This is a genomic window from Curtobacterium sp. MWU13-2055 (genome assembly GCF_023242305.1).
GTDB lineage: Bacteria > Actinomycetota > Actinomycetes > Actinomycetales > Microbacteriaceae > Curtobacterium.
Window position 1 is genome coordinate 17,418 of the sequence record NZ_JALLIO010000012.1, and the last position, 19,797, is coordinate 37,214.

Here is a 19,797-nt window from a genome sequence, read left to right on the forward strand (position 1 = left end):
CGCCCGCCCGCCGTTCCGCTCCGGCCGCCGATGCCGATGCCGAACGACGCTGTCGATGTCGTACGACGTCGAGGAAGTCGTTCCGAGTCCGTACGCGCGCGCAGCGCTACGCGACGGTGGCCAGCGCGAAGGGCAGCACGGCGGCGGCCCCGGCACGCCGGAGTTCGCGGCCCGCGACGGTCATCGTCCACCGGCTGTCGACCAGGTCGTCGACGAGCAGCACCGGGCCCTGGTGGGACTGCAGTGCTTCCGCGAGCGAGGGGCCGACCTGGAACGTGTCCCACACGCCGGACAACCGGTACGCGCTGTTCGTCGCACCGTCGCCGCGGGGTGTGCCGCCGTTCCGGTCGAGCGTGCCGAGGAACTGCAGCCGCCCGATCGTCGACAGCGCCTGGGCGAGTGACCCCACGAGCTGCGGCCGCGACCGCGAGGACATCGCCACGACCCCGGTCGGCCGGGTCTCCCACGGCCAGTCCTTGAGCGCCCGGACACAGCCGTCGACGAGCTCGCGGGAGATCGGGGCATCGGGCGTGGACGGCGAGAACAGCGCACGGAGCGGCCCGCCCCAGCCGAGGTCGGTCAGACGAGCCACTGCACGGCCGGGCTGCACGAGCTCGTCGGCGCCGATCTTGCCCCGTACCGAGACTCCGAGCGACGACATGCCCGACGGCCACTGGGCACGCGGCGCGATCTCGACACCGACCTTGTCGAGCGCGGCAGCCGCACCGGACGAGTCCGTGTCGGAGACCGCGGTCGGGAACCACGCCCCGGCGCAGTTGTCGCACCGGCCGCAGGGCTCCGCGGACGGGTCGTCGAGGTCCTGCTGCAACAGCTGCATGCGGCACGCCGAGGTGGACTCGTAGTCGAGCATCGAGGCGGCCTCGGCGGAACGTGCCGCGGCGACCCGCTCGTACCGCGGGGCGTCGTACTGCCACGGCTGCCCGGTGGAGACCCAGCCGCCGGTGACGCGTCGAACCGCCCCGTCGACGTCGAGCACCTTGAGCAGGAGCTCGAGGGTGGAGCGCTTGATGTCGACCAGACCCTCGAGCGCGACCGTCGACATCGCGGTGTCGGTGGACAAGGCGCCGAGCACGGCGGAGGCCCGAGCCTCGGTCGGCATCGACGCGCTCGCGAAGTACTGCCAGATCTCACGGTCCTCACGCCCGGGCAGCAGCAGCACGTCGGCGTTGTCGGTGGCACGACCCGCACGACCGATCTGCTGGTAGTAGGCGACGGGGGACGACGGAGCGCCGACGTGCACGACGAACCCGAGGTCCGGCTTGTCGAACCCCATGCCGAGCGCACTCGTGGCGACCAGGGCCTTCAGCTCGTTGCCCTTGAGCTGCTGCTCGAGCTGCTCGCGCTCGTCGGTGTCGGTGCGCCCCGTGTAGGCCCGGACGGCGTACCCGTTGTCGCGCAGCAGCCGGGCGATGTCCTCGGCCGCCGAGACCGTGAGCGTGTAGATGATGCCGCTGCCGGGCAGGTCGCCGAGGTGCGCGAGCAGCCAGCCGAGCCGCTGCCGGGCGTCGGGCAGCGTGAGCACGCCCAAGCGCAGCGATGCCCGGGCGAGCGACCCGCGGATCGTGAACACCGGGTCGGCCGGTCCGGCGGTGAGCTGCTCGGCGACGTCCTCGACCACGCGCTCGTTCGCCGTCGCGGTGGTGGCCAGGACGGGGACCCCGTGGGGGAGCGAGCGGATGAGCTCGGCCAACCGGCGGTAGTCCGGCCGGAAGTCGTGACCCCAGTCCGAGATGCAGTGCGCCTCGTCGACCACGAGCATGCCCATCCGCGCGATCAGGGTCGGCATCTGCTCGTCGCGGAACTTCGGGTTGTTCAGGCGCTCGGGGGAGACGAGGAGCACGTCGACCTCGTCACGAGCGAGCGCGGCCTGGGTCTCGCCCCACTCGTGCGCGTTCGCCGAGTTGATCGACACCGCACGGACCCCCGCCCGGGCAGCCGCAGCCACCTGGTCGCGCATCAGTGCGAGCAGCGGCGACACCAGGACGGTCGGGCCGCCACCACGGCGCCGGAGCAGCAGGGTCGCGAGGAAGTACACCGCGGACTTGCCCCACCCGGTGCGCTGCACGACCAGGGCACGCTGCCGGTGCTCGACCAGGGCGGAGATGGCCTCGAGCTGGCCGGGGTGGAAGACCGCGTCGGGGCGCCCGGTGAGCGCAGCGAGCGCCTGCTGTGCCTCGGCGGCGATGTCTGCAGACGGCGAGACGACAGGCGGAGCGGCGGTGGGGGTGTCCATGCCCCCATGCTGTCAGCAGCAACCGACGAAAGCCGACCCGCGCCTCCCGGCTGTGGACAACCGGACCAACCGGGCCTTACTGGTAGGTGACCAACGACGGCGTCGGCTGCACGTCCGCCATCGTCTGCCCGGGCGTCAGCATGGGCGTGTCCTCGTCGTAGAAGTTCTTCCAGCCCCAGTGCAGGCCCTCGGGTGCGCCCTGGTGCAGCGCCTTCCACGTCGCCTGCTTGTCCGGCTGCGACCCCTGCCCGTCGACGTGCACGAGCATGTCGAGCTCCGGGTGGGTCTTCAGCGCATCACGGTCCTGGATCATCGAGAGCCGGAACTGGTGCAGCACGAGCGCCTTCGGCGGCAGTCCTTCGTCCTTCACGAGCGCGGCCAGCCACGAGGACACCTCGTTCACCTCGGACGCCGACACGCTGCCGATCTGCTCGAGCGGCACCTGGTCCTTCGTCAGCCGCCACTCCGGGTCGAGCGCGAGCCACACCCCGGGCTTCTTCAGCAGCGACTCGTACTTCTTCGCCTGCGACAGGAAGTCCGAGCGGCCCGGCTGCAGGTCGATGATCACGGGCATGTCGGCGTCGTGCGCGGCGTCGACGTAGGGCTCGAGCGTCGACACGGGCAGCTCGGTCGAGTAGTCGCCGTCCGCCCCGGCGTCCCCAGCGGCGACGGTCGCGATGACCTCCATCGCAGGCGTCACCAGCTCGTCGGACTCGGCCCGGTACGGCTTCGCGACCTGCTCAGCGCGCTGGACGGTGGCCTCCGGCCCCTGCTCGCCGAGCACACCGAGCGCCGGCGCCCCGGGAGCCCCGTACAGCGCCACGTAGCGGTGCCCGTCGAACGGCCGCTGGCCGCCGTTCCGCAGCTGGAAGCCGCCCTCGGCCGCCCGCACCGTCCACTCCGGGTCCTGCAGGGCGTCGAACGCCGCGCCGACCAGGACGGTCGGGTGCTGCTTCCGCTCGTGCAGCGCCGTCACCACGTCGGGTGCGGCAGCCGGGTCGGTCACGCCCTGCGGCATGGTCACGACCTTCGCTCCTGCGGCCTTCGCGGTCGCCACGGCAGCAGCGTCCGCGCTCGCGTCCGCCACCACCACGGTCGCCTGCCGGGAGGCCCGGCTCGACTCCGGCGCGTCGCCACCCTCGGGTGCCTTCCGCTGTTCGACGTCCGTGTCGAGCGCCACGTCGCCCTCGGCCTGGTACCAGTCGGCCCCGAGCCGATCGAGCTCGCGGGCGACGGTAGCGCTGCTCTTCGCGCCCTTCTCGTTCTTCGCGGTCAACAGCACCGGGACGTGGGCGCTCGCCGCGGCCTTCGCCGCTCCGGAGATCGCATCGGCATCGCCGGCCGTCGCGACGATCGCGCCGGGAGCACTCGCGAACAGGGCCTTGCTCACGCGCACCGACCGTGCGGCAGCGTCGGAGGCATCGGCGACCGTCACGGTCGTCGCCGAAGCCTTCGCGAGGGTCGGCCGGCTCGTGTCCGGGCCGCTCGACGTGCACCCGGCGGCTCCGAGCAGCAGTCCGGAGACCGCGATCGCGACGAGGACACGAGGGGTGGAACGAGAACGCATCGGGCCACCCTACGAGCCACGCGGAGAGGTCCCTGGGAATCCGACGGGTGTCGTCTCGTAGAAGGGAGGCATGCCCCACCACCCCGACGACCACCCGCTCATCGGAGCCGTCCGGTCGCCCGAGGTCCACTGCATGACCCTCAACGTGCGCCGTCGCGTGCCGCGACCGTCCGCACACCCGGACGCCTGGGAGCGTCGCCGCGATGCGATCACCGCGCTCGTCACGTCCGAAGCGCCCACCGTCCTCGCCGTCCAGGAGGCCCTCCCCACGCAGGCAGACGACCTCACGGCCGGCCTCGGGTCGGGTTGGGAGCCCGTCCTGGTCGGGCGCGGCGCGCGCGGCGGTGGCGAGCAGGTCGGGCTCTTCCTGGACCGCTCCCGCCTCGACGTCGTCGAGCAGCGCACCTGGGCGCTGTCCCGCACGCCGAGCCGTCCGGGATCCCGCTCGTGGGCCACGTCCTTCCCCCGGCACGCCGTCGGGGCCGTCGTCGACGACCGCGCGACCGGCGTCCGGTTCCTGGCCATCGCGACGCACCTCGACGTCGCATCGCCGTGGGCCCGACTGCGGTCCGCCGAACTCCTCGGCCGGATCGTGCGACAGCGCGGTCTGCCCGCCGTCGTGATGGCCGACTGGAACAGCCCGGCAGGGTCCGCACCATGGCGAGCACTGGCGGACGCTGGCGTCGTCGACAGTTGGGGGCGGGCCTCCAGGCAGGTGGGCGAGCCGTACGGGACGTACCCGCACTACGGGAGCCCGCGTGTCGGTGGCCGGCGCATCGACGGCGTCCTGGTGACGCCGGACGCGACCGTCGACCGGGTGGCCGTGTCGAACCGACGGCCGGGCGGGGTGTGGCCGTCCGACCACGCGGCCGTGCACGCGGTCGTGCGGTGGGCGTCGTGATCCGGGCGCTCGGGCCGACGTTCCTGCGGCCGGGGTTCCTGGTGGCCGACGTGGTGCGTGCCCTGACGCTCGTGAGCCTGCTCGTCGCGAGCATCGGGTGGGGCGGGACCGCGCTGCCGGTGATGGCGCTGTCGTTGCTCGGGGTCGTGGTGCCGCGGATGCTCGGGCTGCGGCCGGCGTTCGACCTGGCGGTGTGCGTGCTCGTGCTCCTCGCGGGGTGGTCGAGCGTGCTCGAGTGGTACACGAGCGTGTTCCTGTGGGACAAGTTCATGCACGTCGTGCTCACCGGGCTGCTCGCCGCCGTGCTGTACGTCATCGGTGCCGACCTGCGCGCGGTGCCGGCGCCGGACGGAGAGCGCCGGGTGGTCGTCGCGGTCCTCGGGCTGTGTGCAGGGCTCGCCATCGGGGCGGCGTGGGAGATGGGGGAGTGGCTGGGGCACAACTTCGTCGACTCGGCGATCTACGTCGGGTACGACGACACGATCGGGGACCTGGCGGCGGACGGGGCCGGCGGGTTGCTCGTCGGGCTCGGGTTGCCGTGGTTGGCGGCGCGGCGCGAAGTGGTGCGGGCGGGGTGACGGTCTCGTCCGGGGTGATCATGTCGTTCGGGTTGTTCGGGCGGCTCTGGTTGCTTGCTCGGTCCGACTCGCCGTGGCGCGGAGGGGGTCTGGCGTCCGCTATGCTGGACCGGTCGCTCGCGCTCCGGTCGGACGCGGGCGAGGGTCCTCCGGGATCCTGAGTTCTCCGGAACTCGCGGGCTGTGGCGCAGCTTGGTAGCGCACTTGACTGGGGGTCAAGGGGTCGCAGGTTCAAATCCTGTCAGCCCGACCGAAACGTGTCTGACACGACGACGAAGCCCACCGAGGATCTCGGTGGGCTTCTTCGTTTCAGTAGCGGTCGTGGGGTCGTACGCATAGGGGTCCCTCACTGCGACGATGAGCGGACCACCTATGTGAGACACCGTCCTTGCGGCAGCTGTATCCGGTTTGGTTCGGAGTCCGAGATTCGCTGGGGGACCGGCTATTGAAACCGCTGTAACGCTGACCGCGTCGTCCGATATCCGCCAGAAACTGAAGCGCGGCTCGGCTGAACTGAGCAGGTGAACAACAGAACCACGCAGGCCGCCGCCTTCCACACGCTCCACCAGGACTTCGCACAGCCGCTCCTTCTCGCCAACGCCTGGGACGTAGCAAGCGCCCGACTCGTCGAGAGTGCGGGTGCGCCAGCCATCGCTACCACCAGCGCAGGTGTCGCATGGTCGCTCGGTCATGCGGACGGTAACGCGCTCGGGCGCGAGGAGGCCGTCGCGGCAGTCTCTCGGATCGCTGGCGCGGTGACTGTGCCGGTCACCGCTGACATCGAGGCCGGCTACGCCGACGACGCAGACGGGGTGGAACACACGGTCGACGCAGTTCTCGAAGCCGGTGCAGTCGGCATCAACATCGAGGACGGCGCACTGCCCGCAGCTGAGCTCATGGACCGTATCGGCGCGGCTCGACGTGCAGCGGGTCGTGCCGGGGTACCGATGTTCATCAACGCGCGGACGGACGTGTACCTCGCCGGCCTGGTCTCGCCGGAGCAGCGCTTCGCTGAGACCCTCCATCGGGCACACCGGTACCTCGAAGCAGGAGCAGATGGTGTCTTCGTACCCGGAGTTGGCGACGCCGACACGATCAGAGCGCTGGCTGAGGCAATCGACGGCCCGCTGAACGTGATGGTCGGCCCCGGCTCCCTGACTGCCGCGCAGCTCTCAGAACTCGGAGTGGCCCGCGTGAGCGTCGGTTCGGGCATGGCGCAGGCCGCGTACGAGATTGCTCGATCGGCCGCTATGGAACTGCTGACTGCCGGCACATACGGGTCCTTGACGCCGGCCGTCGACTACGGCGAGCTGAACTCGCTGTTCTAGCGAGGTCCGCGACGAAGGAAGAGGACCAACGTCGAATGACGTTGGTCCTCTTCGCTCCTTGCATGTCTGCCTCGGCTAATCCAAGGGTTGATGGTGAAGGTCTCGGCGACCGATCCATCAACGGGCGGCGGACCTGCCTGCATCCCACGGCCGACAGGTCCTTCTCTACTAAGCGCGCTCGACAGGGAGCCAGAGCTCGCAGGTGGCCGTGCTGAAGTCGCCGGCGCGGTCGAGTACCGCGACGATGGACGGTCCAGGCCGAAGCCGCCCGGGGTTCGACGGGAACCAGTCGGTCGCGGTCGCGGCCCATGCCTCTTGCAGCGCAGCCGGATACTCGCCCTCGGTGTGGAACACGGCCCACGTGCCGGCCGGAACCTCGATCGTGTCGAGATCTCCGATCATCGGCGCCTTCCCCGTGACGGCTACTCCGTGCAGGTAGGTCAGTTCGCTCCCCTCGGTGTAGTCCGGGTCGACGTCGGCGCTGACCTGAAGCAGGTCGGCCGGTTCGGTGTCGCTCAGGGCTTTGAGGCGTGCGTGTTCTGCTGCCGGAAGTGAGGCGATGTGGGCTTGGATCTGCTGGTTGATGCCCTCGTGGATGAGGGGCACGCGGATGGCGTGGCCGATGAGGTGAAACGCCGGTCGATCGGTGATGCGGGTGTCCATGGTGATGTTCCCTTCTACGGTCAGGCGGAACCTGAGCTGCGGTTGCGTTCGAAGGGGGCCGCCATTTCGCTTGACGCTGCCGACGCTGACACCGTGCACTGATCGGAACGCTCGACCGAATGCCTCGGTGGAGCCGTAGCCGTACCGCACCGCGATGCTCAGCAGGTTTCCGTGTCCGAGGACATCCGCTGCCGCGACTGACATTCGCCGACGCCGGATGTACTCCGAAAGGGGCATCCCAGCGAGTGACGAGAACATTCGACGGAGGTGGTACTCCGTCGTGCCGAGTTCCCTCGCCAAGGATGCAACGTCGAGGTTGTCGTTCAGGCGACCTTCGATCAGTTCGACCAGTCTGTTGAGCTCCGCGATCATGCCGCCTCCTTCGACACCCACACTTCCGGGTCATAACGGTCGGCACCCTACTATCGCGGTCCGATCGGATCGCCTCTGTGCTCCGGAACGTGCCCGTTAGCCGATCGTCTATCGGACGCAACCCGTCACGTGTGCGTAGCCGGAGCGGATCGGGCCCAGTCTGAGCGAGCTTGCTGGAAATCGCTGTTCGTTCCGATACCGTCGACGGGGACGGCAGAGAGGCCATTGTGCACGGGGACGCGATCGACACGTTGGGGAACGACGGGGTGTTCTTTGACCCGCTGTGGCGGATCGAAGTGAGCCTGACAGAAACGGAGCAGCGTCTCCTCCGCACCTGGCCGGTGCGGCGTCTGGCCTTCATCGCACATGCGGGAGCCGCCTCGATCACAACGGTTCAGACCTACTCTCGCCTCGAGCACTCGCTCGGCGTGCTTGCCCTCGTGGCCCACTTCGCGTCCGAGGATCACCCTTCGCGGATCGCAGCGTTGTTGCACGATGTCGGCCATCTGCCGTTCAGTCACACACTCGAGGGCCTCGCGGGTCTCGACCACCACCGCCTCACCCGACAGCGGATCACTGCGATCTTCGCCGCAGATGTGACACTCGATAGCGATGCTGAAACGATCATCGCACTCGATGACGGGAGCCTCCCCTCGGCGCTCACGGCAGTGCACGGTGGACTGAAGCTGGACCACCTCGACTCCTTCTTGCGTAGCGGGCAGGCGCACGGGCGCACGCGGTCCGCACCACATGAGCTGCTGCGACGGCTGCGTTTGCGCGACGGAGCCGTTGATGCTGATCCGGTCGATGTGGTGGAACTCACGGACCTCGCGATCGGCGAAGCCCACGCGCAGAGAAGCGCAGCAAACCTCGTCCCCGTCGCCGTCATGCGTGGCTTGGTCAGTCGTCTCCTCGGCACGGGAGCCCTCGAACCGACCGTCCTGGCCGGCAGGACTGACGACGAACTGTGGTCACTTCTGCTCTCCGCCGATGAGACCCGTGTCGACGCAGCGTCGTTGCGACGTCATCCTCAGCATTGGTACCTCCGTCGTCACCGGGACAACAGTCACGGCGCGCCCTTCTCGCACGTGATTCGGCGGAGCTACCTCGATCTCCCCATGAGTGACGGTCAACCTACTTTCGACCCCCGCGTCGACGCCTTGCAGCAGGACCTTCCGATGCGGGTGAGCGTTCAGAGAACCAAGGGCCAGGCCCCCGTCGCGTAGGCCCGACCGCGACCGGCAACGGATCCTCTACCGCGCGTCGGGTGTGGGCGAAGATGCGGCGTTCTCAGCGGATGCGGGATCGTGGCCGCGGCTGCCTGCCACGAACCCGACGACGCTCAGGAGGGCGCGTGCCTGGAGCATGCGCATCGCGACGGCGTTCACCCGGATACCCCATTGCCGTTTCGGAGCGACCATGGGGACACGGCCCGGAAGCAGTTTCTGCGCTGCGGCGGCCCTGGGTCGCATGGCACCTTCGAACGTCTGCAGCGCCGCGGCCACCCGCACTCCGGACGCATCTCCGTGCACGCCGTGCTGGCGCAGTGCGTGGGCGAGTTCTGCTGCACCGCGGAGACCGAGTGCGGTCCCGAGGCCGCTGAGCGGGCTGGCACTCCACGCGGCATCACCGATGAGGACCACGCGTCCGTCGGACCAGATGTCGGGTAGGAGGATCTGGTCGTACGTGTCGAGTGCGAAGTCCGGCGCGGTTCGTGCTGCTCGGAGGAACTCGGCAGCACGCCACCCGGTGCCGGCGAACACATTGCCGAGGAGAGTGAGCTGCTCATCCCGATCGCGAGGCACGGTGGACGCCGCGAACGTCATCCCGATCTCCTGTTGACCGTCATGGCCGGGCCGAGCGGTCAGGCCGCGACGACCCGGCTCGTTGTAGGACAGCGCCCAACCATCCAGCAGAGGCGTCTCCGGTTGCTCATCAAGGGTGAACCAGGCGTGCGCCAGACCAAGGGGCTTCCGGTAGCGGGACTCGGGGCCGAAGCGGAGCGCCCGCGTTCGGGAATGCGTTCCATCCGCGCCGACGACGAGATCGAACGATCCCGAGCGCCCGGAACGAAAGCGCACATCGATCCCCTCGACCGTGTCGGTGAGAGCGTCGACCGTGTCCGCGAACCGGTGCACGACACCGGCCGCGCGCGCCTCGTCATGCAGGAGACGTGCGAGGTCTGCCCGCGGGAGTTCCTCGCGAGAGATAAACCCGCGACCCCCGAACGCCTCGACCGGCATCTCGGCCATCCGACTGCCGTCAGCGCGGATCCAGGCAATGCCGCGCTGCGGGATCAGGTGCTCGAGTGCGGCGCCGATGATCCCGAGGTCGACGAGGACCTGCCGGGAGTCGCCGCGCAGGTCGACGGTCTGTCCGCCGGTCCGGAGCGCGGGCGCGATCTCCACCACGGTGACCTCCCATCCGTCGCGGGCGAGACAAAGTGCGAGGGTGTCGCCGGCGATGCCAGCTCCGACGATGAGCGCGGTGGTCATGATGCTCCGTTCTTGCAACTTACGTTGCGTTAGTAGCTTGAAGCATACCTAACGCAGCTGGCTGTGCAATAGGGTGGAGTTATGCCAGAAGTTGCCGGTTCTCGTCGCCCTGGTGGGCGCACTGCTCGCACGCGCGAAGCCGTACTCGCCGCGGTCCGGGCGACGCTTGCGGATCCTGAAGCAGAACTGACGGTGCCCGCAGTCGCGAACCGCGCCGGGGTGCACGCCACCACGGTGTACCGCCGGTGGCAGACAATCGAGTCACTCTTGCTCGACGTCATGGTCAGCGACGTCCGGCAGGCTTCCCCGGTCCCGGCGACCGGCGACCTCCGCGCCGACCTCACGGGGTACATCGGCCGACTCCTCACAAGCCTCCGCGGGCCGCACGCGCTCGGGTTGCTGCGGGCACTCCTCGCCGCATCGCAGGCAGCGCCGGACCTCGAGGCGGTCAGCGAGCTCGTGAAGCCTCGAATCGACGACTTCCAGGCGATGCTCGACGCCGCTGACGTCACCACGATCGACGGCCTGGGATGCATCGAACTCGTGATCGCACCGGCGTACCTCTGGGCCCAACTCGGCGCCCCACTCGACCCAGCCAAAGACACGGAACGCCTCGTGAACACCGTGCTCCGAACCGTCTAGGGTCGACTCCGCTGCTACCGGCTACTTCCCCCGGCGGCAAACCGACTTCGAGGACCCCGCACGCTCCATTGAGGTGAGCGCTGCTGTCGTCCGATAGGAATCGAGGCGTGACTCCCTCTCGATAGCGAGCAGAGGAAGGGGCGCCTGTGAAGTTCTGCGGGTCGCCGCGACCGCTGACCGATCGGCCAGCGGGACGGTCACGTGCGCCGACGAGGATGGGTCAGTAGCCGCGGCGGTAGAGCGCTCGGAACACGAACACCCAGGCGACGAGGGCGGCCAAGACGACCCCACCGTTCCAGACTTCGGCGCAGGCATGCCGGGTTCATGCCCCGGATATCAGTCGAGAGTGGAGTGGTGCCCTGATGAGCCTGTGGTGAGTTGGCGGAGGATGGTGGCCACGGGCCCTGTTCGTGCGAGCCGCCAGCTCTGGCCGGCCCAGAGATGTAGTGCGGACGGGTCTACTGCCGTGGTTGCGGCGGTGCGGAGTGGGCGGGTTAGGTGATGCAGTGCTGGGTAGCCGCTCGGGGCGTCATCGTGGTCGCTGACGAATCGGTTGACCAGCGCCCGAGCGGGACGGCCTGTGAACGCGCGGGTCAGGGCGGTGGAGGTGTACCGCCGGCCGACGATCGCGGCTTTATGGACCTGGGAGGCACCACTCTCATCGGAGCACAGTACGGCGGTACCGACCGCCACCGCTGAGGCGCCCGCCGCATGTGCGATGCGGACGTCTTCCGGAGTGGCGATCCCGCCGGAGGCGATGATCGGCAGGGTGACTGCCGCCCGAACGTCAGCGATGAGCCGTGCGAGTGGCACGTTGGGTGGGAGAACGTCAGCGTGCCATATCCCGCTGTGGCCGCCGGCCGCGAATCCCTGAACGATGAGCATGTCGACGCCGCGATCCTCCGCACGACGTGCTTCGTCGACGGATGTGACAGTCTGCATGAGCAGAGAACCAGCACCGTGGAGCACTTCGACAACGTTCGGGGTGGGCAGGCCGAACGTGAAGCTCACCAAGGGCACGGGGTCGTCGATCAGCGCGGTGATCTTCGCGTCCCAGTCGTCGTTGTCCTCGGTGAGCGGGGCCGGGTAATCGGTGACGCCCAGGCGGAGAGCGTCGCTCTGAAGGGTGTCCGCGTACCGGGCGTATTCCTGCTCAGCGATGGGGTGGACGTTCGGCGTGAACAGGTTCACGCCGAAAAATCGCGTACCCGCCGCGCGGACTGCTTGGATCTCCACAACCATCGCCGCGGCACTTTTGTATCCGGCGGCGAGTTGCGCGAAGTGCCCCACCTCGGCTGCAGCGATCACCAGCGCGGGGCATGACGCACCGCCGGCCATCGGTGCAACCCAGACGGGTTCGCTCCGATTCAACGGTGCGGGCAGGGCGTAGTTCGACGGGACGTCGCCGACGTGCGCGTCGTCGTTCATCACTCCTCCTAGTGCAGGACCTCAAGCAACGATTTTCCTCCATGCTTGTCCGTCAGGTCCGGGTCGGGGGCTGCCGGGAGAGAATACGACGCTTACACCCTTCCCGCAGCTACCGTGATGTGAAACGCCCGACCGGTTCGAGAGGCTGCGAGTGCGATGCTCATCAGGATTGACCGGTCACTGAGTCTTGATAGACGATCCTCTACCGAACGGCGTTCGTTCTGAGGGGCGAGCACATCGCGACGACGACGGCGCCAGCGAACACGAGGGTGACCGCGAGCAGTGCGACGCCGTCCCCAGCGACGGTCATGAGTGCGCCGCCGCCCACTGCTCCCGCAGCCGCAAGGGTTCTGTTCGCGCTGCGCATCGTGCCGTTCATCCGGCCGAGAAGCGCGTCGGGTGTGACGGTCTGGCGGAGGCTCATTTCGTTCGCGTTCTCGCAGCCCGCGGCAGCGCCGTGTACGGCGAACGCGACGAACAAGACCACGACGGACCCCGGTGGTGCTGCAACACCGAGGCCAACGGTCGTGAGCGTGATGGCCGCCCATGCGATCGGGTAGGCGGCTCGTGCGGCGATGATCGTTCGGCTTGCGCCGAAGCGTGTGCCGAGGCGCGGCGCCGCAGTGGCACCGAGGAGCATCGCGACTCCGCTGACTGCGAGGATGGCCCCGTACACGGCCGCTGGGAGCGCGAGGGTACGGAGTGCGAAGGTCGCGAATACCGTCAGTCCGGCGGCGTTGGCGAGGAACCAGAGATGTGTCGACAGCGCCAGCGGTGCGAGTGTCGGATGACCGTACGTCCACCGCAGACCGTCAGCGATGTCGCGCCGCAGCCGCGCGCCGGCCCGGCGTGCTGCCGTTTGCTCGACAACGCGGACGCGGGCGATGAGGACAGCGTCGACGAAGTAGCTCACCGCATCGAGCGCTATGGCCACCGGCGCGGTCACGATGCTGACCAGGACACCTCCGAGAGCCGGGCCCACCGTCTGCGCTGCCGCGTCACTCTGATCCACCCGCGCATTCGCTGCCAGCAGGAGAGGGCGAGGAACGATCCGAGGGAGGAGGGACTGCGTGGCGGCGAATCCCACAACGGACAAGATTCCGAACACGAACAACGCCGCCGCCGTCACCCAGAGGTTCAAGAGCCCGGTCAACCAAAGGACCGGAATCGCGCTCAGGCACACGCCGCGACCGACACTCGCCCAGATCAAGAGTGGCTTCCGCCGGAACCGATCGACGTACGCGCCGACGATCAAACCGAACAATGCGTACGGCAGAGACTGGGCAGCGTTGACCAGTCCTACTTCGAACGGGCTAGCGTGCAGCACCGTCACCACGAGAACTGGCACGGCCACCGCGCTCACTGCTGATCCGAACGACGAGACGGTCGCGGCAGACCAGTACGGGCGGAACCCGGGCACTCGACGCAGGGTGGTCACGTCGTCGCCCATGGGCCAACGCTGGCAGACCGCAACGCTGCGAGCAAGAGAGGTCGCACTCCGCGTCCCTGTCTCGGTAGCCGACCGGCTACCGGACCAGCTCGTGTTCGTAGAGGCTGGAAGCGAGTTGCCGCCCGCCCTCGAGGGCTGTCACCGTCACGTCGCGAACGTGCCGGAACCGTAGCTGTTCGTAGAAGCGCCGCAAGCCCGGGTTGTCCGTCGCACAGTCGAGCCGCACGAGGGCCGCTCCGCGCTCGGTAGCTCTGTGTTCTGCCCACACCAGCAGTCGTTGTCCGAGCCGGCTGCCACGATGAGTCTGCGCAACGGCCAGTCGGTGCACGTACACAGCGGAGCTGCTCTCCATGCCCCACGTCTCGGAGTCCGAGTCGGACACGGTGACCATGGCCACGATCACCTGGTGCTGACGCACGACGAAGAGATTCCCCTGCTCGGCGTCGCGGAGTAGAACAGCATCCGGGACGGGGTCTTGCCACTGGTCTATCCCACGCGAGCGCAGCCACTGCCTCGCACCGTCGATGAGCGCTTGAGCTGCAGGAATGTCCGTGGCGCTGGCCGCTTCGACCACCAGCACGTCTTGATCCATAGGACGACGCTACGGGGTGATTTAAGCGGATACGAGCGGAAGCGCCGTCGCCGACCGCCCGACAGCCGATCGATTACCGGACGCCCGTAGCGTCGTGATCTTCAACTGCCGCTGAAGAACCCGATAAGCAGGAGGGTGATGCACGTCACCGCTACAGCAGCATTGCGCGCGCACAGCGCCTTCCGGGGGCGATGGCTCGGCTGGCTGCGCTGACGAGTTTGCTTGAACGGCGATCCGCAACCCCCGAAAGGGGTACAAGCTAGTGGGGCGAAACACCCACTCGAGACATCGCGGCTCGTCTGTACGGTTATTCAGGTACGCCGACAGCAACGAGAAAGGCTTCAACGATGAAGTTCAGACCCGCCGCCTTCAGCGCAGCGACCCTTGTCCTCCTGAGCACTTTCGGGCTTGCTGGCCCCGCCAGCGCGGCCACGTCAGCGACCGACGACAACGGCGCAGCTGGTCAAGCCTGCGTCCAAGCGGCAACCGACCTCACCACCAGCGGTGGAACAGGCGACTTTGCCTGCCTCATCACCATGTCCTCCGAAGAGGCGGCGAACCTCGCGCCACCGTCGAACGCCCGTGCCGACAGCGTCGGCTGCTACAACAGCACCCCCGTGCGCACGATCTGGGCTCCATCGTCGAGCGACATCGTCTACGGCGTGATCTACGGACAGGCGAACGACCCGACCAACGGCTCCTGGAGCAATTGCATCGACCTCACGTTCACCATCGGACTGCAGACCGACAAGCACATCTTCGGCCTGTCCGCTTTCTCCGTCCTCCGCAACTACAACGTGGACCTCAGCGGTGGCATCACTCTTGAGCAGATGGAAGGACTCCTGCCCAGCCGGACGGTGGACTCCACGGGCTACTCGAACCTCTCCGGCGACGGTTTCAACTTCACCGGGTCGATGGGCGGAACACACAACGGCACCTACATCTTCAAGCTCGGCAACATGAAGATCCAGGACTACGAGCGTGCGCACACGTTCAACCTCAACCTCGGCCTCTCCACGTACCGTTTCCTGTGCACCCCGGGAGACAGCTGCCGGTACCCGGACGGCAAGGAAGCGCCGGTCTTCGGCTGAAACACTCAAGAGGAGGAGCGCACGTGAACAACCGCATCGACGCAATTCGTGAAGCCATCAGAGCAGACACCGACCGTAGCGTCACCGCGACAGTCCTCATGCAGGACTTCAACGGTGTCGACGAGTGGAGTGTGAAGACCGACCTCCGGGACGCCAGCTGGACCGCCATCCACGTCGCAACGCAACGCACCATCGTCTCCGACGGCTACAACGAGCGCATCGGTGAGGGGCACAGCAAGCGCCCCCATCCGGCCGTGAGCCTCATCTATCCCGACAGCATGTTCATCTGGGGTGGTGATCAGTCCGACTGGCATCCGACCGACGCAGAAGACGGGGACGGCTTCACCGTGCTCGTCCTTCGACACCGTTTGGACCGTTCTCTCCTTGCTTCCATCACCTACGACGAAGAGCTGAATCTCTTTAGCAGGTTCGACTCGCCAACCCGCCTCATTCACCTTCGAGACGCCACAGTCAGCCGGTGACAGGTAAGTACGCCGTCACCCTTTCGTTGGGCGATGGGTGGTAAGCGGAGCCGTGATCGTCCGGTAATCGACCGGCGAGCGAGCACACCGGCTGGTACCCGTCGCGATCGGTAGTGCGTCTCATCCGGCATGCTCGTCTTGTGGAGTTCTCGTGGTGGACGTGGTGGGGGCTCATGGTCATCGCGCTGACGGGGCTCGGGCTCATCGGGCGCGCTGCTGTCATTGCAATTCGTCGAGATGGGATTGGCCAGGCGAAAGCCGAGCGCGGAACTAGTGCTCCGTGGTTTTGGCCCGGGATCGGATTGCTCATCGTCGCGGGGCTCCTGCTGATCCCGTGGGTCATCGCACTCGACAGCTGACTGCTGGCAGACCGACATCGACTCGGGAAGGGATCCGTTACCGATCGCGCTTCGCCTTCCGAAGGGCGAAGCGCCACAACCAGATGCCCGCGCCGAGCCAGAAGATGCCAAGCGCGGTGTTCACGATGGCCAGGACCACGTCGAGATCCGGCCGGATGAAACGGACGACCGACGTCGTGATGAACACCAAGCCGAAGGCGAAGGCGATCGTGCCCAAGACCTTCGCGCTCAGAACGTCCACGGGGCCAACATAACCCGCTGGCAGCTCGTTCCGAGAGTGCCCAACCGCGGCCATGGCCTCCTTGATTCGAGCGAGCGACAGGTCGACGGTCACCGCGCACTCCAACAGCCGCGGCATCATCTTGTCGGTCTGCCCGTTGTGATCCCACCCGTTGTTGCCGATGAAGTGCCGCGTCTCGAGGATGCCTTGCTGTTCCTTCGTGATCCCGATCCAAGAAAGATCGGCAGACGTCGTCATGGCTCCATTCTGCTGATCAAGAATCGTGTCCGCCACCCGACCACGATAAGAGCCCAGATGATGACCAGGTCGTCTCGACCGGTGTGCTCTCCCCAGGGTGTTCTTGCGAGGCGTGCCTTCATTGCTGTTGTCTCGATCGATTCTTCTCCGTGAGCGACCCCCGCGTGCCGAAGCCGAGCCGAGCGTAGCGCCCTGGTCGGCTCCCGTGAGCTGGTCCTCTTGCGCACGCTCGGTTGGCAGCGAGAATGAGTTCGTGCAGATCGAAGCAGTGGACGAGCGGCACTACGGCGCCGAAGGCGAGCGCGACACGTTCGTCGTGCACTTCTTCCATGCACCCAGCGCCGAGATGGTCGCGCCCGACTGGGACGCCACGAGTTGCTCGGTCAGTGTGATCCGCGTCACCGACGCGACGTACCGCGCGGCGTTCGCAGAAGCTCGGCGGATTGCTGCTGGCGACACGTCGCCGACGCTGTTCTCGGTGTCACTCGAAACCGCGGATCCGAATGGCTCGGGAATCCTGCGACTGTTCGGGACCGACCTCAACATGGAAGGACTGGAGCTCGACCTCGATTCACACGCGGCGAAACGGGAGATGTTCGCCGAGTTCTTCAGCCGCGACCGTACTGCGCACGCGTGATCGGGGATCTGGAGCGCAACCACTGACGGACTGGAGGCCCGATGCCAGCTGGCACTGTGCCTCCAGTCCGTCACGTACCGCACTCGATGAGCTGTTCGTGGTGAAGGTGGAGTCGCCGTCCGCATCGCTCTGCAACGCGCTCACTGTGGGTGACGATCACGAACTTGGTGCCTGCGTGCTGCAGCTGATCGAAGAGGGCGAGCACGTCGTCCTCGGTCGTCTCGTCGAGTGCTCCCGTAGGCTCATCGGCGAGCACGACAGCCGGCCGCTTCGCGATGGCCCGAGCGATCGCGACGCGCTGCGCCTCTCCTCCCGACAGTCGTCGTGGGCGCTTGCCGGCAAGGTGACCGATGCCGACCGCCTCGAGGGCCTCCTTTGCTCGGTCCGCCGAGTCAGCACGAGCAGGGACTCCGAGCCGGACGTTGTCGAGCACGCTGCGGTCCCCGAGCAGGCTGTGGTCCTGGGTGACGATGCCGATGTGTCGGAGCCGGTGGGCCGCCATCCTGGACGCGGAGCGCTCGAGCACATGCCCTTCATGGCCGTAGGTCCCCGTGAAGTCGGTGTCGAGGCCGGCGAGGACCCGGAGCAGCGTGCTCTTGCCCGATCCGCTGCGCCCGGTGACGGCTACGGAGCGATCGCCTTCGCGAAGGTCGAAGTGCAGTCGGTCGAACAGCGTTCTGGTCGATCCGTCGGGCTCGGTGATCGTCTTCGAGACGTCGCGCAGCACGATCATCGTGGGGTACCCCTTCGGTGTTGGGTGGTCAGTTCGACGCAGACGGCTCGTCGGCCGAGTGCGCCGTCCGCCATGCACCAGAGGAGCAGGGCCGTGCCGGCGCCGAATCGAGCCATCGAACTGTCGTTGGGGAGCACTGCGCTGGTCGCGAGGAAGAGCCCGAACGCGGCGGAGTACTCGGTCAGGCGGCTTGCCCGGAACAATCGGTTCGTGCGGTTCGGGCTCTTCCCGAGGAGATGGTGCACCCGCGCGACTGGCGCTCGACGGTGATGGAGAAGTCGGTCGAGGAACGCCGTGATGATGCCCACGCCCGCGGTGAGCACGACGAGCAGCGCGGTGACGAGCACCATGTTGTCCTGGATGAGCTGGCGGACGAGGGAGAGCTGCACGAGGTAGGTCGGCACTCCGAGCAACGTGTACGACCCGAAGCCGGTGTCGTCTCCGATCTCGTCGAGTCGCGCGACGACGCCACCGAAATCGAGGCTGCGATCGACGGCGAGGTCGGCGTTCAGTACCTGGAACACCAGGCGTCCGAACAGCTCGGGATCCAACCGGTCGAGTGCTGCTCGGTCGAGTCCGGCGAGTGTCGGCGGGTAGGGCACGATCACGGTGTCATCGAGGTAGTGGTTGGCCTCACCGCGGAAGTACATGGCGCTGTCCGGTTCGAGGAAACCGACGACCTCGAGCTCCTGCTCCTGCAGGATGACCGAGCCGGTGAGTCGCTGTCCGAGCTCGTACACGCCGCGGTACTCGTTGCCGAGCAGCACGGGGATCCGGCCGGAAGCCCAGTCGACGGCGTCCCAATCGATCGGCTTGCCGTCCTGCACGGAGAGCCCCGCGAACTCGAACGCGGTCTCGTTGAGCTGGATGGACTTGATGTCCTGAACACTCCGCCCCGATTCGTCCTGGTACTTCCCGTTGAGCGTGTACTCGGTCCCGTAGCCGACGTCGAAGCGATCGTCGCCGCGGAAGTCCTGGACGGTGACGGGTTGGTCGTACGAGGAGATGAACCTGAATCCGGGCTCGTCATCGATGCGGTCGACGAACGAGGCGACTGCGTCGAGTGCGCGCGCTCGTCTCGCCGAATCGCTTCGAAAGCCTCCGGGTCGAGATCGTCGATCACCGTGTAGAGGTCGGCATCGGCAACAGTGGACAGGCCCTGGGTCACGGCCTGCGACGTGGACTGGGTGAACGACGCCACGTTGTACCAGCAGAGTGCGAGCAGCACGATCAGGACGATCTTGGCGACGATGATCGTCCAGTTGGACCGAAGGTCGTTCAGCAGTTCCATCGACGGCTTCCCTGCCAGAACGAAGCGACGGACACGGCAAACACGACGCTTCCGACCGCGATGACTGCGGTGGTGACGTCGAGGTCGAGGGTGGTGGTTTGCCTGACGACCGCCGCGCCCGCGAGGGCGGTCGTACAGGCGGCGGTGCCGATCAGAGCGACTCTGGCGGCCGCGCTGCGAAGGGTGTTCAGCGGTCGGAACCCGGTGGTGAAGCGGACGGCGGCGGTGCGGAGTTCCCATCGTCCAGCCTGAAGACCTGCGACCACGGCGATGAGCATGATGACGAGCGCGCCGAGCGCGACCAGGACCGGTGACACGGCGTCGACGTTCGTCCTGCGGTTCGTGCCGTCGTCGATGATCTCAACGACTCGTACACACGGATGCTCGCGAGCGACGTCCGGTACCGGTTCGTCCTCGACGCCAGCACGATCTGACGCCCAGTCGGCCGTTCGCACC

General features: G+C 67.5%; 19 protein-coding genes and 1 tRNA gene. 9 read left to right on the top strand and 11 right to left on the bottom strand.

Going from position 1 to position 19,797, the window contains the following annotated elements; translation table 11 throughout:
- Positions 1–106 precede the first annotated feature (106 nt).
- Complete coding sequence (locus tag M4960_RS18245) at positions 107–2,254, bottom strand: ATP-dependent DNA helicase RecQ (protein ID WP_248705018.1); 2,148 nt, start codon at positions 2,252–2,254, stop codon at positions 107–109.
- A gap of 76 nt (positions 2,255–2,330) precedes the next feature.
- Positions 2,331–3,821 (bottom strand): hypothetical protein, encoded by a 1,491-nt coding sequence (locus M4960_RS18250; RefSeq protein WP_248705019.1) that lies wholly within the window; start codon positions 3,819–3,821, stop codon positions 2,331–2,333.
- 70 nt (positions 3,822–3,891) lie between these two features.
- Here M4960_RS18250 and M4960_RS18255 point away from each other — a divergent pair, with 70 nt between their 5' ends.
- The 4 genes from M4960_RS18255 (at position 3,892) to M4960_RS18270 (ending at position 6,628) form a co-directional block, all read left to right on the top strand.
- Positions 3,892–4,722 carry an endonuclease/exonuclease/phosphatase family protein gene (locus M4960_RS18255; RefSeq protein ID WP_248705020.1) on the top strand — a complete coding sequence of 277 codons (831 nt, stop codon included), beginning with the start codon at positions 3,892–3,894 and terminating at the stop codon, positions 4,720–4,722.
- Complete coding sequence (locus M4960_RS18260; RefSeq protein WP_248705021.1) at positions 4,719–5,300, top strand: hypothetical protein; 582 nt, start codon at positions 4,719–4,721, stop codon at positions 5,298–5,300. The genes M4960_RS18255 and M4960_RS18260 overlap by 4 nt, the downstream gene beginning before the upstream one ends.
- Before the next feature lie 176 nt (positions 5,301–5,476).
- Positions 5,477–5,550 (top strand) — tRNA-Pro (locus M4960_RS18265).
- A gap of 271 nt (positions 5,551–5,821) precedes the next feature.
- Positions 5,822–6,628, top strand: coding sequence for an isocitrate lyase/phosphoenolpyruvate mutase family protein (locus M4960_RS18270; RefSeq protein ID WP_194647675.1), 807 nt, complete (start codon positions 5,822–5,824; stop codon positions 6,626–6,628).
- 168 nt (positions 6,629–6,796) lie between these two features.
- Here the strand turns inward: M4960_RS18270 and M4960_RS18275 are convergent, their stop codons facing one another.
- A complete protein-coding gene (locus tag M4960_RS18275) occupies positions 6,797–7,663 on the bottom strand; it encodes a GyrI-like domain-containing protein (protein WP_248705022.1) in 867 nt (288 codons plus the stop codon).
- 170 nt (positions 7,664–7,833) lie between these two features.
- On the opposite strand from M4960_RS18275, the gene M4960_RS18280 reads away from it, so the two are divergent.
- Complete coding sequence (locus M4960_RS18280; protein WP_248705023.1) at positions 7,834–8,889, top strand: HD domain-containing protein; 1,056 nt, start codon at positions 7,834–7,836, stop codon at positions 8,887–8,889.
- Between the two features lie 27 nt (positions 8,890–8,916).
- On the opposite strand, the gene M4960_RS18285 is transcribed toward M4960_RS18280, so the two are convergent.
- Complete coding sequence (locus tag M4960_RS18285) at positions 8,917–10,158, bottom strand: FAD-dependent monooxygenase (protein WP_173169627.1); 1,242 nt, start codon at positions 10,156–10,158, stop codon at positions 8,917–8,919.
- Between the two features lie 192 nt (positions 10,159–10,350).
- Between M4960_RS18285 and M4960_RS18290 the strand changes: the two genes are divergently transcribed.
- Positions 10,351–10,800 carry a TetR/AcrR family transcriptional regulator C-terminal ligand-binding domain-containing protein gene (locus tag M4960_RS18290; RefSeq protein WP_165918893.1) on the top strand — a complete coding sequence of 150 codons (450 nt, stop codon included), beginning with the start codon at positions 10,351–10,353 and terminating at the stop codon, positions 10,798–10,800.
- A 336-nt stretch (positions 10,801–11,136) separates the two neighbouring features.
- Here M4960_RS18290 and M4960_RS18295 read toward each other — a convergent pair whose 3' ends face one another.
- The 3 genes from M4960_RS18295 to M4960_RS18305 all read right to left on the bottom strand — a co-directional run bounded on the left by M4960_RS18295 (position 11,137) and on the right by M4960_RS18305 (position 14,270).
- A complete protein-coding gene (locus tag M4960_RS18295; protein WP_173169629.1) occupies positions 11,137–12,228 on the bottom strand; it encodes a nitronate monooxygenase in 1,092 nt (363 codons plus the stop codon).
- Positions 12,229–12,430: 202 nt separating this feature from the next.
- Positions 12,431–13,678: an MFS transporter gene (locus M4960_RS18300; RefSeq protein WP_173169630.1), complete on the bottom strand. Its 1,248-nt coding sequence runs from the start codon at positions 13,676–13,678 to the stop codon at positions 12,431–12,433.
- Between the two features lie 76 nt (positions 13,679–13,754).
- Entirely contained in the window at positions 13,755–14,270 is a 516-nt protein-coding gene (locus tag M4960_RS18305; RefSeq protein WP_248705024.1) for a GNAT family N-acetyltransferase, read from the bottom strand.
- 347 nt (positions 14,271–14,617) lie between these two features.
- On the opposite strand from M4960_RS18305, the gene M4960_RS18310 reads away from it, so the two are divergent.
- A complete protein-coding gene (locus M4960_RS18310; protein WP_248705025.1) occupies positions 14,618–15,361 on the top strand; it encodes a hypothetical protein in 744 nt (247 codons plus the stop codon).
- Positions 15,362–15,384: 23 nt separating this feature from the next.
- Entirely contained in the window at positions 15,385–15,843 is a 459-nt protein-coding gene (locus M4960_RS18315) for a hypothetical protein (protein ID WP_248705026.1), read from the top strand.
- Positions 15,844–16,239: 396 nt separating this feature from the next.
- On the opposite strand, the gene M4960_RS18320 is transcribed toward M4960_RS18315, so the two are convergent.
- A complete protein-coding gene (locus M4960_RS18320; RefSeq protein ID WP_248705027.1) occupies positions 16,240–16,716 on the bottom strand; it encodes a hypothetical protein in 477 nt (158 codons plus the stop codon).
- 217 nt (positions 16,717–16,933) lie between these two features.
- Here M4960_RS18320 and M4960_RS18325 point away from each other — a divergent pair, with 217 nt between their 5' ends.
- The gene (locus M4960_RS18325; protein ID WP_248705028.1) at positions 16,934–17,317 is read left to right on the top strand and encodes a hypothetical protein; all 384 of its coding nucleotides are present in this window, start codon (positions 16,934–16,936) and stop codon (positions 17,315–17,317) included.
- Positions 17,318–17,387: 70 nt separating this feature from the next.
- On the opposite strand, the gene M4960_RS18330 is transcribed toward M4960_RS18325, so the two are convergent.
- From M4960_RS18330 to M4960_RS18340, 3 genes are all read right to left on the bottom strand, one after another.
- Positions 17,388–18,050 carry an ABC transporter ATP-binding protein gene (locus M4960_RS18330; RefSeq protein WP_248705029.1) on the bottom strand — a complete coding sequence of 221 codons (663 nt, stop codon included), beginning with the start codon at positions 18,048–18,050 and terminating at the stop codon, positions 17,388–17,390.
- On the bottom strand, positions 18,047–18,877 hold the full coding sequence (locus M4960_RS18335) for a hypothetical protein (RefSeq protein ID WP_248705030.1): 831 nt from the start codon (positions 18,875–18,877) through the stop codon (positions 18,047–18,049). Before M4960_RS18335 ends, M4960_RS18330 begins: the two co-directional genes overlap by 4 nt.
- A 451-nt stretch (positions 18,878–19,328) precedes the next feature.
- Positions 19,329–19,796 carry a hypothetical protein gene (locus M4960_RS18340; RefSeq protein ID WP_132100921.1) on the bottom strand — a complete coding sequence of 156 codons (468 nt, stop codon included), beginning with the start codon at positions 19,794–19,796 and terminating at the stop codon, positions 19,329–19,331.
- Position 19,797 lies beyond the last annotated feature (1 nt).